Annotated in this window: 13 protein-coding genes; 9 read left to right on the top strand and 4 right to left on the bottom strand. The window is 74.5% G+C overall.

Annotated features, from left to right (window positions below):
- Positions 1-162 precede the first annotated feature (162 nt).
- Entirely contained in the window at positions 163-504 is a 342-nt protein-coding gene (locus tag LIX60_RS11365; protein WP_227958330.1) for a hypothetical protein, read from the top strand.
- A gap of 233 nt (positions 505-737) precedes the next feature.
- Here the strand turns inward: LIX60_RS11365 and hutH are convergent, their stop codons facing one another.
- Positions 738-2294, bottom strand: a complete 1557-nt coding sequence (gene hutH / locus LIX60_RS11370; RefSeq protein ID WP_227962717.1) for a histidine ammonia-lyase — start codon at positions 2292-2294, stop codon at positions 738-740.
- Between the two features lie 168 nt (positions 2295-2462).
- On the opposite strand from hutH, the gene LIX60_RS11375 reads away from it, so the two are divergent.
- The gene (locus tag LIX60_RS11375) at positions 2463-3272 is read left to right on the top strand and encodes an enoyl-CoA hydratase/isomerase family protein (protein ID WP_227962718.1); all 810 of its coding nucleotides are present in this window, start codon (positions 2463-2465) and stop codon (positions 3270-3272) included.
- Positions 3273-3541: 269 nt separating this feature from the next.
- Positions 3542-4645: a sensor domain-containing diguanylate cyclase gene (locus LIX60_RS11380; RefSeq protein WP_227962719.1), complete on the top strand. Its 1104-nt coding sequence runs from the start codon at positions 3542-3544 to the stop codon at positions 4643-4645.
- A 236-nt stretch (positions 4646-4881) separates the two neighbouring features.
- Here LIX60_RS11380 and LIX60_RS11385 read toward each other — a convergent pair whose 3' ends face one another.
- Positions 4882-6225, bottom strand: a complete 1344-nt coding sequence (locus LIX60_RS11385) for an adenylate/guanylate cyclase domain-containing protein (RefSeq protein ID WP_227958331.1) — start codon at positions 6223-6225, stop codon at positions 4882-4884.
- Positions 6226-6378: 153 nt separating this feature from the next.
- Complete coding sequence (locus tag LIX60_RS11390) at positions 6379-7260, bottom strand: biotin--[acetyl-CoA-carboxylase] ligase (protein WP_227958332.1); 882 nt, start codon at positions 7258-7260, stop codon at positions 6379-6381.
- Between the two features lie 272 nt (positions 7261-7532).
- On the opposite strand from LIX60_RS11390, the gene LIX60_RS11395 reads away from it, so the two are divergent.
- The 4 genes from LIX60_RS11395 to LIX60_RS11405 all read left to right on the top strand — a co-directional run bounded on the left by LIX60_RS11395 (position 7533) and on the right by LIX60_RS11405 (position 10430).
- The gene (locus tag LIX60_RS11395) at positions 7533-9122 is read left to right on the top strand and encodes an acyl-CoA carboxylase subunit beta (RefSeq protein ID WP_227958333.1); all 1590 of its coding nucleotides are present in this window, start codon (positions 7533-7535) and stop codon (positions 9120-9122) included.
- Between the two features lie 104 nt (positions 9123-9226).
- Complete coding sequence (locus LIX60_RS11400; RefSeq protein WP_227958334.1) at positions 9227-9433, top strand: acyl-CoA carboxylase epsilon subunit; 207 nt, start codon at positions 9227-9229, stop codon at positions 9431-9433.
- Positions 9434-9558: 125 nt separating this feature from the next.
- Positions 9559-9693, top strand: coding sequence for a morphogenic membrane protein MmpB (gene mmpB, locus LIX60_RS31445; protein WP_265584840.1), 135 nt, complete (start codon positions 9559-9561; stop codon positions 9691-9693).
- Positions 9694-9788: 95 nt separating this feature from the next.
- A complete protein-coding gene (locus LIX60_RS11405; RefSeq protein WP_227958335.1) occupies positions 9789-10430 on the top strand; it encodes a nucleoside triphosphate pyrophosphatase in 642 nt (213 codons plus the stop codon).
- A 114-nt stretch (positions 10431-10544) separates the two neighbouring features.
- Here LIX60_RS11405 and LIX60_RS11410 read toward each other — a convergent pair whose 3' ends face one another.
- Positions 10545-11057 (bottom strand): hypothetical protein, encoded by a 513-nt coding sequence (locus tag LIX60_RS11410; protein WP_227958336.1) that lies wholly within the window; start codon positions 11055-11057, stop codon positions 10545-10547.
- Between the two features lie 385 nt (positions 11058-11442).
- Between LIX60_RS11410 and LIX60_RS11415 the strand changes: the two genes are divergently transcribed.
- Both LIX60_RS11415 and LIX60_RS11420 read left to right on the top strand, forming a co-directional pair.
- The gene (locus LIX60_RS11415) at positions 11443-13206 is read left to right on the top strand and encodes a biotin carboxylase N-terminal domain-containing protein (protein ID WP_019710368.1); all 1764 of its coding nucleotides are present in this window, start codon (positions 11443-11445) and stop codon (positions 13204-13206) included.
- A gap of 250 nt (positions 13207-13456) precedes the next feature.
- The gene (locus LIX60_RS11420) at positions 13457-14044 is read left to right on the top strand and encodes a TetR/AcrR family transcriptional regulator (protein WP_227958337.1); all 588 of its coding nucleotides are present in this window, start codon (positions 13457-13459) and stop codon (positions 14042-14044) included.
- The last annotated feature ends 88 nt before the right edge of the window (positions 14045-14132 follow it).

A 14132-nucleotide genomic window follows, 5' to 3' on the forward strand; every position in this document is an offset into this window, starting at 1 on the left:
GACATCCCCAACTGCCGCGAAATACACCAGGACCGGACGATCCGCGGCAGGCGGGACACTGGCGAGGGTACCGCTCGCCCTCCGGACTTTCCCATGACCCGTGACCTTCACTACTATCGGACCCGGCCGTTCAACCAACCTGCACCGCAAGGGGTCCATGACGTGTCCGCACGCCGACCACTGCTGACCGCCTCCGCCGCGGGGGCCATGCTGCTCGCCCTGTGGTTCGTGCCGTCCGCGAACGCGACCGTCGAAGAGGGCAGAGCTCCGGCCGCGGAACAGGTCGGGGACCGCACGCAGGGACAGTCGCCGGCCGAGGAGGCGGATCCCGCCGCGGGCTCCGGCGCCGCCGGGGGAGAGACGGTCACGGACGCCGAGGAACTCGCGCTGGCCGACACCGGCAGCGTCGACACCACCCCGTACCTGCTCGGCGGCACCCTCTTCCTGGGCCTCGGCGCCGCGCTGGTCTCCTCCGCCGGACGCCGCTCGCGCACCCTCGTCTGAAGTCGTCCGAGTCCTCCGAGTCATCCGGGCACGGCGTATCGGTCCCGCCCGGACGTTCCCGCCGCGTTCCGCGCTGAACCCACGCCCGGACGACCGCTCTTGCCGCTGACCGCACGCTCCGCCCGCCCGGGACCGAGGGCTCCCCGGGCGGGCTCTTCGCGTCCCGCCGTCTCCGCCTCTCCGTCTCGGCCTCTCCCGTCTCTCCGTCTCCGCGTCCGGATGCGACCGGGCTGTCAGGCCAGCGGTCCGGTGACCGTCTCCGCCGCCGCGACCAGGGCCCCGGAGGCCACGAAGGCGTCCGCCGCGGCCAGGTCGGGGGCGAGGAAGCGGTCGCCACCCGGGCCCGCGACGCCGGCCGCGCGCACCGCCTCCAGGACGGCGCGGGTGGCGGGGGCCGGGGCGAGCCCTTCGCGCAGTTCGAGGGCGCGGGTGGCGGCCACCAGCTCCACGGCGATGACCCGGTTCACGTTGCCGAGCGCCGTGCGCAGTTTGCGTGCGGCGGACCAGCCCATCGAGACATGGTCCTCCTGCATCGCGGAGGACGGGATCGAGTCGACCGAGGCCGGGACCGCCAGCCGCTTCAGCTCACCGACCAGCGCCGCCTGCGTGTACTGGGCGATCATCAGCCCGGAGTCGACTCCCGGGTCGCCGGCGAGGAAGGCCGGCAGGCCGTAGGAGCGGTTCTTGTCGAGCAGCCGGTCCGTGCGGCGCTCGGCGATGGACGCCAGGTCGGCGGCGGCCACGGCCAGGAAGTCCAGGACGTACGCCACGGGCGCGCCGTGGAAGTTGCCGTTGGACTCGACCCGGCCGTCGGAGAGCACGACGGGGTTGTCCACGGCGGCGGCGAGTTCCCGGTCGGCGACGAGGCGGGCGTGCGCGAGGGTGTCCCGGCCCGCGCCGGCCACCTGCGGCGCGCAGCGCACCGAGTAGGCGTCCTGGACGCGCGGGGCGGCCTGAAGGCCGTCGTAGCCGGTCTGGTGGTGGCCGGTGAGCCCGGAGCCGGCGAGCATCCGCAGCATGTTGTCCGCGCTGGCGGCCTGGCCCGGGTGCGGCCGGACGGCGTGCAGTTCGGGGGCGAGGACCCGGTCGGTGCCGAGCAGCGCCTCCAGGGAGAGGGCGGCGGTGATGTCGGCGGAGGTGAGGAGGCGGGCGAGGTCGGCGTTGGCCATGACGAGCATGCCGAGCATCCCGTCGGTGCCGTTGAGGAGGGCCAGGCCCTCCTTCTCGCGCAGGTCGAGCGGGGCGATGCCGTGCTCGGCGAGCAGTTCGGCCGCCGGGCGCACGACACCGTCGGGCCCCTCCGCCTCTCCCTCGCCCATGAGGGCCAGGGCGCAGTGGGAGAGCGGTGCCAGGTCGCCGGAGCAGCCGAGGGACCCGTACTCGTGGACGAGCGGGGTGATGCCGGCGTTGAGCAGGGCGGCCATCGTCTCGGCGACGAGCGGCCGCACCCCCGTATGGCCCGAGGCGAGGGTCTTGAGCCGGAGGAACATCAGGGCGCGGACGACCTCGCGCTCCACGCGGGGGCCCATGCCCGCGGCGTGCGAGCGGACGATGTTCCGCTGGAGGCGGCCGCGCAGCTCGGCGCCGATGTGGCGGACGGCGAGGGCGCCGAATCCGGTGGAGACGCCGTACACGGGCTCCGGGCGGGCCGCGAGGGCGTCGACGACCCGCCGGGCGGCGGCGAGCGCGTCGAGGGCTCCGTCGGACAGCTCGACCCGGGCCCCGCCGCGGGCCACGGCGATCACGTCGTCCGCGCTCACGCCGGACGTTCCCAGCACCACGCTGTGCATATTCATATTCAGGCACCCTAAGTTCTGAATCAGGTTCTGTCACGACGCGGGCCGCACAGCCGTCCGGCACCGCCCCTGGCCCGGCCGTCCCGCGCCTGACATGATCGGATGAACGATCGTTAACACGGTGCACGACTCGCGATGCACGACCGAGGACAGGAGGCGGCGATGAGCGGCGCGGCGGACGAGGTGCGGTACGGCGAGTGGATCGCCGTCCGGCGGCACGGCACCCATGTGGCGGAGCTCGTCCTGGACCGTCCCCGGGCCATGAACGCCGTCTCCACCGAACTGGCCCGCCGCCTCACCGAGGCCTGCGACGCCCTCGCCGCCGACCCCTCGGCGCGGGTCGTGGTGCTGACCTCCAGCCACCAGCGCGCCTTCTGTGTCGGCGCCGACCTCAAGGAGCGCAACTCCTTCACGGACGCCGAACTGCTGCGCCAGAGGCCGGTCAACCGCGCCGCGTACACCGGTGTCCTGGAACTGCCGATGCCGACGATCGCCGCCGTGCACGGCTTCGCCCTCGGCGGCGGGTTCGAGATCGCCCTCTCCTGCGATCTGGTCGTCGCCGATCCCACGGCCGTGGTCGGGCTCCCGGAGGTGTCCGTCGGTGTGATCCCGGGCGGCGGAGGCACCCAGCTGCTGCCCCGCCGGGTCGGTGCCGCGCGGGCCGCCGAGCTGATCTTCACCGGGCGCCGGGTCGCCGCCGCCGAGGCGCTCTCCCTGGGCCTGGTCGACCAGCTCGCGGACGAGGGCCGGGACCGCGAGGAGGCCCTCGCCCTCGCCACCCGCATCGCCGCCAACTCCCCGGTCGGCCTGCGCGCGGCCAAGCGCGCCCTCCGGCTGGGACACGGGCTGGACCTGCGCGCCGGCCTGGAGGTGGAGGACGGCGCCTGGCGGGCGGTGGCCTTCTCCGGGGACCGCGCGGAGGGCGTCGCGGCCTTCAACGAGAAGCGGGCACCGGACTGGCCCGGGGAGTGAACCGGGGCGGCCGGGGGAACCGGGCTCCGGAACGGGCTCAGGAACGGGCTCAGCCCCGGGCGACGCGGCTCCGGGGCCCCTCGGCGGCGGAGCGGCGTCGGCCGGGTCTCGGACCGGAGAAGAAGCCCTCCCCAGGAGGGCGCTCACCGGGAAATGTTCCTAGTCTGGGGTGAAGGATGTGCCCACAGTGACGGAACACGAGGTGCCGGGTGGCTGGTGACGGCGGGGGCGATGCGCGGCTGGCCGCCGTGGTGGCGCTGGCCCAGGCGATGGCCGCCGCCCAGACCCCCCGCGAGACGGCACGCGCCGCCGCGCTCGGCGCCCGGAGCGCCCTCGGCGGCTGCTTCGCCGCGATCTCCGCCTGGGAACGGGACCTCGGGCGGCTCCGGGTCCTGGTCAACGTCGGCGCACTCGCGCCGGACGAGGAGGAGTTCCCGGAGAACGAGTCCTATCCCGTCCGCGACTTCCCCGAGATCGCCGAATTCCTGCACGAGCGGTGGGCGGGCGGCGGCGAGCCCGACGCCTGGGTGGAGACCGCCGACGGCCCGCCCTGCGACCGCGGGCCCGGCTCGTACTGCCACCAGCGGGTCGCCGCCCTCCGGCGGCGCGGGCGGGGCTGCTGTGTGGTCGCGCCGATCGTGCTCCACGGCCGCGCCTGGGGCGAGCTGTATGTGGCGCGGCCCGTCGGCGCCCCCGTCTTCGACCGGGAGGACGCCCGGTTCGCCACGGTCCTCGCCGCGGTGGCCGCCTCCGGGATCGCCCAGACCGAGCGGCTCGCGGAGGCCCGCCGGCTCGCCTTCACCGACCCGCTGACCGGCCTGGCCAACCGACGGGCCGTGGACGTCCGGCTGGAGGAGGCGCTGGAGCGGCACCGGGCGGACGGGACCGTGGTGAGCCTCGTCGTCTGCGACATCAACGGGCTCAAGCAGGTCAACGACACCCTGGGGCACGCGGTCGGCGACCGGCTGCTGGAGCGTTTCGGCTCCGTGCTGTCGGTCTGCGGGGCCATGCTCCCCGGGGCGCTCGCGGCGCGGCTGGGCGGGGACGAGTTCTGCCTCGTCACCGTCGGACCGCCCACCGAGGAGGTAGTGCGGGCCGCGACCGAGCTGTGCCACCGCGCGGCCAAACTGGATCTCGGCGAGGGCGTCGCCTGCGGGGTGGCCTCGACGGGGCAGCCGATCGGGCCCGTGCCGTCCGCGCGGCGGCTGTTCCGGCTGGCGGACGCGGCACAGTACCGGGCGAAGGCGGCCCGCGCCGACGGGCCGGTCGTGGCGGGGGACGAGGGGCCCGACGATCCGGTCGTGCGGATGGCCGACGCCTCACCGACGGCTCCCGCCCCCGGACCGGAGCGGCGGCGGTTCCGCGGCCGCTGATCCCCGGCGGGGGTCCTGCTCCTCCCGGAGCGGGCTTCCCGGAGGCGCGGACTCCCCCGCTCCAGGCGTCCCCGGATACAGGCGTCCCCCAAGCGCAGGTACAGGTACACACAGCTGCCCCGGGTACGGGCCTCCCCGGATCGCCCCCGCCCCGCGCGAGCGCCCGTCCCCGGCAAGCTTCCGCGCCCGATACTCCGCCGCGGCCGCGGGCCGTCACACCGCGCGGCCGGGCCCCGTCACGGCTCTGCGGGCGGGAGCACCGGCCGTCGCTCCGGACGGCGGGTGAGGAGCCAGGGTTCGACGACGCCCAGACCGCGGACCGGACGCTGCCACATCGGCTGGAGCGCGAAGCGGTACGGGTGCGGCGGCTCCGCGCCCTCCTTCTCCGCCGCGGCCGCCTCGGCCTCCGACTCCGGCGCGTCCCCGGACCGCATCAGCTCCGCCGCGAACGCCTCGTCCACCAGGACCGAGTCCTTCGGCGCTATCGAGGTGAGGCGGCTCGCGAGGTTCACCGTCGTACCGAAGACGTCGCCCATGCGCGTGGTGACGGTGCCGAAGGCGATGCCGACCCGCAGCTCCGGCATGGTCTCGTCATTGGCCAGTGTCTCGATCATGCGCAGGCCGATCTCGGCGGCCGTGCCCGCGTCGTCCGCCGCGTACAGCACCTCGTCGCCGAGGGTCTTGATGAGCCGGCCGCCGCGGGCCGCGACCAGATCCGCCGCCGTCGTCTCGAACGCCTCGACGAGCTCGCCGAGTTCCTCCTCCTCCAGCCGCCGGGTGAGCCGGGTGAAGCCGACGAGGTCCGCGAAGCCGACGGCCAGCCGACGGTCGACCATCTCCTCGTCGTCCTGGGTCTGGATGACGCGCCCGGCGGCCGCCGCGAGCTGCCGCCGCCACACATAGACCAGGAACTCCTGGAGCTCCGGCAGCAGCAGCTGGACCAGCGGATACGCGACCTCGGTGCGGGTCATCCCCTCCTCGGGGGGCTCGGTGAGGCCCTCCAGGAAGCCCTCGATCTGCCAGTCGGCGAGCCGGGCCGTGGTCTGGCCGGTGGAGCGGGCGACCTGGACGGCCATCGGCTCACTCAGCAGCCCCGCCTCGACGAGGCCCGCCAGCCGCCGCAGCGCCAGCACGTCGGCCTCCGTCAGCGCCCGGGCCTGGCCGATGTCGGCGAAGCCCATGGCGCGCCAGAAGCGGGAGGCCAGCTCCATCGACACCCCGGCGCTGCGGGCCGCCTGGAAGGGGGTGTACTGCCGTTCGGCGCCCAGGATCAGCTGCTCCAGGCGGATCGCGAGGGGGTTGTCCTCGGTCTCCTCGACCTCGTCGGAGTCGTGCGAGCCCGCGAAGGCGTTCGCCGTGTACGGGGCTCCGGCGCCGGAAGGTACCGGGGGCGGGCCGCCCGGGTCCGGCCGCTCCGCGCCGGGAGGCGGGCCCTCGTCCGGGCCCTCGTCCGGCCCCTCGGGGCCCTCGGCGCCCTCCCCGGCCCGCTCGCCGCCGGCCGTGCCCGCGCCGTCGCCGGGGGCACCGCCGGCATCCGGTCCTTCCGAGCCCTCGCCGGCGCCCGCGTCGTCGACGATCACTGCCCGCCCCCTGTCCGATCCGTGCGCACAGCCCTTCCGATCACATCTCGCCGTGCCGTCCGGGTCCGCCACCCGGACGCGCCCGGGACGCTGTCCCCGGCCGCCTCAACGATACGTCAGGTGTGTGCTGGCTCACTCTCTCCGGCCGCTCTCTCACCCGCGGGGCCGCAGGTGGACGATGTCGCCCGCGCCGACGGCCTCCCGGCCGCCCCCGTCGGTCCGCAGCACCAGCCGCCCGTCCCCGTCCAGGGCGACCGCCTCGCCGCTGATCTCCCGGTTGCCTGGCAGTACGGCCCGGACCGTCCGGCCGAGGGTGGCGCAGCCGGCGGCGTACGCCTCCAGGACTCCGCTGCGCGCCGGGTCGCCCCCGGCCGCGCGCCAGTCGCCGTACCACTGTTCGAGTGAGCGGAGGACGGCCCGCAGAATCGGGTCGCGGTCCGTGGAGACCGCTCCGGCCAGGGCGAGCGAGCCCGCGCCCGGCACGGGGAGTTCGTCCGCGCCCAGCGACACGTTGAGGCCGATACCGAGGACGACGTCCCCGTCGCCGACGCGCTCGGAGAGGACGCCGCCCGCCTTGCGCTCCTCCCCGTCCACCGTCACCAGCAGGTCGTTGGGCCACTTCAGCGCGGTGTCCGTGCCCGCGGTGCGGGACACGGCGGTCGCGGTGGCCACCCCGGCGAGCAGGGGCAGCCAGCCCCAGCGGGTGACGGGGACGGCGGGTCCCGGCCGCAGCAGGACGGAGACGAAGATCCCGGAGCGGGCCGGCGCCACCCAGTGGCGGTCGAGCCGGCCGCGGCCCGCCGACTGCTCCTCGGAGACGAGCACCGCTCCCTCGGGGACGGTTCCGGCCGCCGCCCGTTCCGCCAGATCGGTGTTGGTGGAGCCGGTGACCTCGACGACGTCCAGCGAGGTCCACAGCCCGCCGGGGCGGACGAGGGCGCGGCGCAGCCCGGTGGCGTTCAGCGGCGGCCGCTCCAGATCGGACCAGCGGCCGGGCGGTTCCGGCGCGGATCCGCCGGACGGGGTGGCAGTCATGGGGCCAGCGTAGGCAGGGAACGCGCGGCCGGCGTGCCGGGAGCGTACGCCCCGCCGGCTCCGGCGCGCCCCTGTGCGATCGCCCACATCCCGCCGCCCCGCCGCGTCCCCCGCGCACAAGGAGCGTGCGCTCACCGCACGCGCCCCTCCGCGCGCGGTACCCGGCCTGCGGAGATGTGGCCAACGCCGCACTCGCAGGACACAGTGCCGCCGATACGCTACGAGGCGGTAACCAGGTAGCCCCCACCAGGACGAGCAGGAGCCGCATCCCGATGTCCGAGCCGGAAATCGACCTTCACACCACCGCGGGAAAGATCGCGGACCTGCAGCGGCGCATCGGCGAGGCCACGCACGCCGGCTCGCAGCGCGCCGTCGAGAAACAGCACGCGAAGGGCAAGCTGACGGCTCGGGAGCGGATCGATCTGCTGCTCGACGAGGGGTCCTTCGTGGAGCTGGACGAGTTCGCCCGGCACCGCTCCACCAACTTCGGCCTGGAGAAGAACCGCCCGTACGGTGACGGCGTGGTGACCGGCTACGGCACCGTCGACGGCCGCCCCGTCGCCGTCTTCTCCCAGGACTTCACGGTCTTCGGCGGCGCCCTCGGTGAGGTCTTCGGCCAGAAGATCGTCAAGGTGATGGACTTCGCGCTGAAGAACGGCTGCCCGGTCATCGGCATCAACGACTCCGGCGGCGCCCGCATCCAGGAGGGCGTCAGCGCCCTCGGTCTCTACGGCGAGATCTTCCGACGCAACACCCACGCCTCCGGGGTGATCCCGCAGATCTCCCTGGTCGTCGGCCCCTGCGCGGGCGGCGCGGTGTACTCGCCCGCGATCACCGACTTCACGGTGATGGTCGACCAGACCTCGCACATGTTCATCACCGGCCCGGACGTCATCAAGACCGTCACCGGCGAGGACGTCGGCTTCGACGAGCTGGGCGGCGCCCGCACCCACAACGCCACCTCCGGGGTCGCACACCACATGGCGGGCGACGAGAAGGACGCCATCGAGTACGTCAAGGCGCTCCTCTCCTACCTCCCGTCGAACAACCTCAGCGAGCCCCCGGCCTTCCCCGAGGAGGCCGACCTGGAGACCTCCGACGAGGACCGCGAGCTGGACGCGATCATCCCGGACTCGGCCAACCAGCCGTACGACATGCGCTCCATCGTCGAACACGTCCTGGACGACGGCGAGTTCCTGGAGACCCAGGCGCTCTTCGCGCCGAACATCATCACCGGCTTCGGCCGGGTCGAGGGCCACCCCGTCGGCATCGTCGGCAACCAGCCGAAGCAGTTCGCCGGCTGCCTCGACATCGACGCCTCCGAGAAGGCCGCGCGCTTCGTGCGCACCTGCGACGCCTTCAACGTGCCGGTGATCACCTTCGTCGACGTCCCCGGCTTCCTCCCCGGCGTCGAGCAGGAGTACGGCGGCATCATCCGGCGCGGCGCCAAGCTGATCTACGCCTACGCGGAGGCGACCGTCCCGCTGATCACGGTCATCACCCGCAAGGCGTTCGGCGGCGCGTACGACGTGATGGGCTCCAAGCACCTCGGCGCCGACCTCAACCTCGCCTGGCCCACCGCCCAGGTCGCGGTGATGGGCGCACAGGGCGCGGTGAACATCCTGCACCGCAGGACGCTCGCCGCCGCCGAGACGCCCGAGGCGCAGGAGGAGCTGCGGCAGCGGCTCATCACCGAGTACGAGGACACGCTGCTCAACCCGTACGTCGCGGCCGAGCGGGGCTATGTGGACGCGGTGGTCATGCCGTCCGAGACCCGGCGTCACATCACCCGGGGCCTGCGCACCCTGCGCTCCAAGCGCGAGTCCCTGCCGCCGAAGAAGCACGGCAACATCCCGCTGTAGCCGGCCCGCCCGGCGGGCGGTGAGGAGCAGCGGTACGGCGGGTACGTACGGGGTGAAACGGCGGGAATCAGACGCGGCGGAAGCCGAGGGAAGGAAGGCCGGCGATGTTCAAGGTGGTACGGGGCAATCCGACCCCGGAGGAGCTGGCCGCCGCACTGGCGGTGGTCCAGGCACGCGCCTCGGCGGCCTCGTCCGCCGCCGCGGCGCCCGAGCAGCTGGACGAATGGGCCGCCCCGGCGCGGAACGTGCCGGGCCGCAGGCTGCCGCACCCCGGCCCCACGGCCTGGCGCAGCTCGTACTGGCCGCGCTGAGGCGGTCCGGCCCGCACAGGCCCGCTCAGTCCCGCACAGGCCCGCTCGGGCCCCGCGAACGGAACGGTGCCGCCTGAGTATCCGTACTCAGGCGGCACCGCCGTTTCCGGCGGATCATCGGACGCATGCTGTGGTCCGACCCCTCCGACGAACCGCCCCGGGACCTCCGCGACACCGAGGAGATGCTGCGGCGTGCCGGAGGGGTGCTCGCGGTCGCGGTGATCGTGGTCCTGCTGCTCGTCCTGGGCTTCCAGGGCTGACGTTCCTCCCCGGCGGCCCGCGCGCCCGGCCGGCTCCCCCGCCTCCGCCCGGAGTCCCCCGCCGTCCCCACGGCCGCTTCTATACGCTGGCCCGCATGCCGAACAACGCATCCGCCGTGCCCCGCACGCTCGTTCTCGCCTCCCGCTCCCCGGCCCGTCTCGCCCTGCTCCGGCAGGCCGGGCTCGCGCCGGAGGTCATCGTGAGCGGGGTGGACGAGGACGCGCTGACCGCGGAGACCCCGGGCGAGCTCGCGCGGCTGCTGGCGGAGGCCAAGGCCGCCGCGGTGGCCGGCCGGGCGGAGGCCGCGGGCGCGCTGGTCGTGGGCTGCGACTCGGTGCTGGACCTGGACGGGCGGGCGCTCGGCAAGCCGGACGGCGCGGAGGATGCGACGGCCCGCTGGAAGTCCATGCGGGGCCGCTCGGGCGTGCTGCGCACCGGGCACTGCGTCATCGACACGGTGAGCGGACGGCAGGTCTCGGCGACGGCGTCCACGACCGTACGGTTCGGCGAGCCGTCGGACGAGGAGATCGCCGCCTACGTCGCCAGCGGTGAACCCCTCCATGTGGCGGGCGCGTTCACGCTCGACGGGCGGTCGGCGCCGTTCATCGACGGGATCGACGGCGACCCGGGCAACGTCATCGGGCTGTCCCTGCCGGCCCTGCGCGCGCTCCTCGCCGATCTGGACCTGCGGATCACCGACCTGTGGGTGCGCGAGGACGCCCCGCCGGCGGTCTGAGGCCGGCTCGCGGGGACGGGCCGCAGCGGGGCCCGTGCGGGCCCGGGCGCCCGCCCCGGCCACCGGACGGGAGCCCGGACGGGAGCCGGGGCACCCGCCGCGCGGCGGGCCCGCTCAGACCGCTCCGGGGGTGCCCGGGACCACCGGCGGCTGGGGCCCGGGAACCGTCCCGCCGGGTCCCGTCGCGCCGGCTCCACCGCGGCCCGCGGCGCCGCGCTCGGCGGCCCGGCCGCGGCCCGGCTCCCCGTATGCGATCAGCGAGAGCACCACGAGCCCGAACACCAGCATCATGAACGCGAACGCGCCCCAGCCCACCAGACCGACCGTCAGGGCCCCCAGCAGCGCGTGCACCACCGCGCAGGCGATCAGCAGGACGCGGAAGAAGCGGTTCGGCGCCCGGTCGCGCAGTCCGCTGTACATCAGCACCGCCCCGCAGGTGAACAGGTAGAGCCCGAAGCCGATGCCCAGCGCCAGGGTTCCGGCCGACATGTGGTCCGGGTCCAGACCGGCGAGCGACATGCGCTGGCCGTCCACGACCTTCCCCAGGAACCAGTGCAGCCAGACGATGCCCAGCGCCTCGGCCATCAGCACCACCGCCGCCACGAGCGCCACCGGTCTGCGAGCCACCGGACCCACCCCTCTTCCCACCGCTCGGCCTGTTACCACGAGTATCAGACGACGTGCGGCACGCTACTAACGGGTAATGCCGTAGGACAAGGGGTCTGCGAAGGCTGCGGCGAGGAAGCGACCACCCGGCAAAGTTTCCGGCCGGGGTTCGTAGGGACCCCACAAAAAAATCCACCCGCCCACCTGGGGCCCCGACAGAGACGTTGCCCACACCGGCGCTCGACCACGGCCCCGGTGAGGCGCGCTTATCCTTGCACGACAAGGACTTTCGGCAGTTGGGCACCGGTGGCCTGACCGTGCGTGTGGGGAAGGTCACCCCCTGAGGCGCCTCGGCATGGCGTGTCGGCAGTCCCTAAACTCGCCTTGTTTCAAGGAGGGAGCCATCGTGCGCAAGGTGCTCATCGCCAACCGTGGCGAAATCGCTGTCCGCGTTGCCCGCGCCTGCCGGGACGCCGGGATCGCGAGCGTAGCCGTCTACGCCGATCCGGACCGGGACGCTCTGCACGTCCGCGCGGCCGACGAGGCCTACGCGCTGGGTGGTGACACCCCGGCAGCCAGCTATCTGGACATGTCCAAAGTCCTCAGGGCCGCCGCCGAGTCCGGCGCCGACGCCATCCACCCCGGGTACGGCTTCCTCTCGGAGAACGCCGAGTTCGCCCAGGCGGTCATCGACGCGGGCCTGATCTGGATCGGCCCGCCGCCGCAGGCCATCCGCGACCTCGGCGACAAGGTCGCGGCCCGGCACATCGCCCAGCGGGCCGGCGCGCCCCTGGTCGCCGGCACCCCCGACCCGGTCTCCGGCGCGGACGAGGTCGTGGCCTTCGCCGAGCAGCACGGCCTGCCGATCGCCATCAAGGCCGCCTTCGGCGGCGGCGGCCGCGGCCTGAAGGTCGCCCGCACCCTCGAAGAGGTGCCCGAGCTGTACGACTCCGCGGTGCGCGAGGCGGTGGCCGCCTTCGGGCGCGGCGAGTGCTTCGTCGAGCGCTACCTGGACAAGCCGCGGCACGTCGAGACCCAGTGCCTCGCCGACACCCACGGCAACGTGGTGGTCGTCTCCACCCGCGACTGCTCGCTCCAGCGCCGCCACCAGAAGCTCGTCGAGGAGGCCCCCGCGCCCTTCCTCTCCGAGGAGCAGAACGCCGAGCTGTACCGCGCCTCCAAGGCCATCCTCAAGGAGGCCGGCTACGTCGGCGCCGGCACCGTCGAGTTCCTCGTCGGCGTCGACGGCACGATCTCCTTCCTGGAGGTCAACACCCGTCTCCAGGTGGAGCACCCGGTCACCGAGGAGGTCACCGGCATCGACCTGGTCCGCGAGATGTTCCGGATCGCCGACGGGGAGGAGCTCGGCTACGGGGACCCGGCCGTGCGCGGCCACTCCTTCGAGTTCCGCATCAACGGCGAGGACCCGGGGCGCAACTTCCTCCCGGCGCCCGGCACCGTCACCGTCTTCGCCCCGCCGTCCGGCCCGGGCGTGCGGCTGGACGCCGGTGTCGAGTCCGGCTCGGTCATCGGCCCGGCGTGGGACTCCCTGCTCGCCAAGCTGATCGTCAGCGGCGCCACCCGGCAGCAGGCCCTGCAGCGGGCCGCCCGCGCGCTGGCCGAGTTCAGGGTCGAGGGCATGGCCACCGCGATCCCCTTCCACCGCGCGGTGGTCGAGGACCGGGCCTTCGCCCCCGAACTGGACGGCTCCGGCGAGCCGTTCACCGTCCACACCCGGTGGATCGAGACCGAGTTCGCCAACGAGATCCCGCCCTTCGCGGCCCCCGGCTCCGAGGACGCCGAGGCCGAGACCCGCGAGACGGTCGTGGTCGAGGTCGGCGGCAAGCGGCTGGAGGTCTCCCTCCCCGCCTCGCTGGGTGTGGCGTCCGCCCCGGCCGCCGGGCAGAAGAAGCCCAAGCGGAAGACCGCGAAGAAGGCCGGCGCGGCCGCCTCGGGCGACACCCTCGCCTCGCCCATGCAGGGCACCGTCGTCAAGGTCGCCGTGGAAGAGGGCCAGCAGGTCAACGAGGGCGACCTGGTCGTCGTCCTGGAGGCCATGAAGATGGAGCAGCCGCTCAACGCGCACCGCTCCGGCACCGTCAAGGGCCTCGCCGCCGAGGTCGGCGCGGCGCTCTCCTCCGGCGCCGTCATCTGCGAGATCAAGGACTGACCCCGCCCGCGCGGCGGACCCACCACGCGGCAGCCCCGGTCCCGACGGCCGGGGCTGCGGCATGTCCCGGCCCGCCGCCCGGGGGAGCCGTCACCAGGGCCGGAGTCACGGCCCGGGAATCACGGCCGCGATCCCGTCCCGGCAAGCACGGCCGGGACCACCGGCCCGGGCATTCGGCGGTCACCCACCCGTCCGGCGGTGGCATCCTGGGACGCACACGGTCGGCGGAGTGAGGGGAGGACCGGCGGCGATGGCGACGGAGACGGAGCGGACGGCGGCGCGTCCCATGCGCGCGGACGCGCGGCGGAACCACGAGCGGCTGCTAACCGTGGCCCGGTCCGCCTTCACCGAGCACGGCACCGACACCTCGCTGGAGGACGTGGCGCGCCGCGCGGGCGTCGGCGTCGGCACCCTCTACCGGCACTTCCCCAGCCGCCGCGCGCTGATCAGCGCCGTCTTCCAGAGCGAGGCCGACGCCCTGGTGGCCCGCGGGCGGGAGCTGCTGGACGCGGCGGAGCCGTGCGCCGCGCTCCTCGACTGGCTGCGGGACCTCATCGGCCACGCCGTCACCTACCGCGGCCTCTCCCGCACCCTGATGACCGCCTCCCCGGACGGAAGTTGCGAACTCTCCTCCTGCAGCGTGCCGGTACGGACCGCGGGCGGCGCCCTGCTGGCCCGGGCGCAGCGGGCCGGGAGCGTACGGCCCGAGGTGGAAATCGGCGACCTGCTGCAGCTGACCAACGCCATCGCGATCGCCGCCGAGGAGAGCCCGGACGACGCCGGGCTGGCGGACCGGCTCCTCACCCTCACCCTCCACGGCCTCCGGCCGGCCGCCTGAGCAGCACGGCCCGCGCCGAAGAAGCAACGCCCGGCGCCGAAGAAGCACGACCGCACCGGAGGGGAAACCGGCCGCCCGGGCGGCGGGC

Origin of the sequence: Streptomyces sp. S07_1.15 (assembly GCF_020739505.1) — a bacterium.
GTDB lineage: Bacteria > Actinomycetota > Actinomycetes > Streptomycetales > Streptomycetaceae > Streptomyces > Streptomyces xinghaiensis.

Bases quoted from the DNA above. Each gene is read 5' to 3' on its own strand.
- LIX60_RS11375 (WP_227962718.1), top strand. From the start codon at position 2,463: ATGAGCGGCGCGGCGGACGAGGTGCGGTACGGCGAGTGGATCGCCGTC.
- LIX60_RS11405 (WP_227958335.1), top strand. From the start codon at position 9,789: ATGCCGAACAACGCATCCGCCGTGCCCCGCACGCTCGTTCTCGCCTCC.
- LIX60_RS11400 (WP_227958334.1), top strand. From the start codon at position 9,227: ATGTTCAAGGTGGTACGGGGCAATCCGACCCCGGAGGAGCTGGCCGCC.
- LIX60_RS11380 (WP_227962719.1), top strand. From the start codon at position 3,542: ATGGCCGCCGCCCAGACCCCCCGCGAGACGGCACGCGCCGCCGCGCTC.
- mmpB (WP_265584840.1), top strand. From the start codon at position 9,559: ATGCTGTGGTCCGACCCCTCCGACGAACCGCCCCGGGACCTCCGCGAC.
- LIX60_RS11395 (WP_227958333.1), top strand. From the start codon at position 7,533: ATGTCCGAGCCGGAAATCGACCTTCACACCACCGCGGGAAAGATCGCG.
- hutH (WP_227962717.1), bottom strand. From the start codon at position 2,294: ATGCACAGCGTGGTGCTGGGAACGTCCGGCGTGAGCGCGGACGACGTG.
- LIX60_RS11390 (WP_227958332.1), bottom strand. From the start codon at position 7,260: ATGACTGCCACCCCGTCCGGCGGATCCGCGCCGGAACCGCCCGGCCGC.
- LIX60_RS11420 (WP_227958337.1), top strand. From the start codon at position 13,457: ATGGCGACGGAGACGGAGCGGACGGCGGCGCGTCCCATGCGCGCGGAC.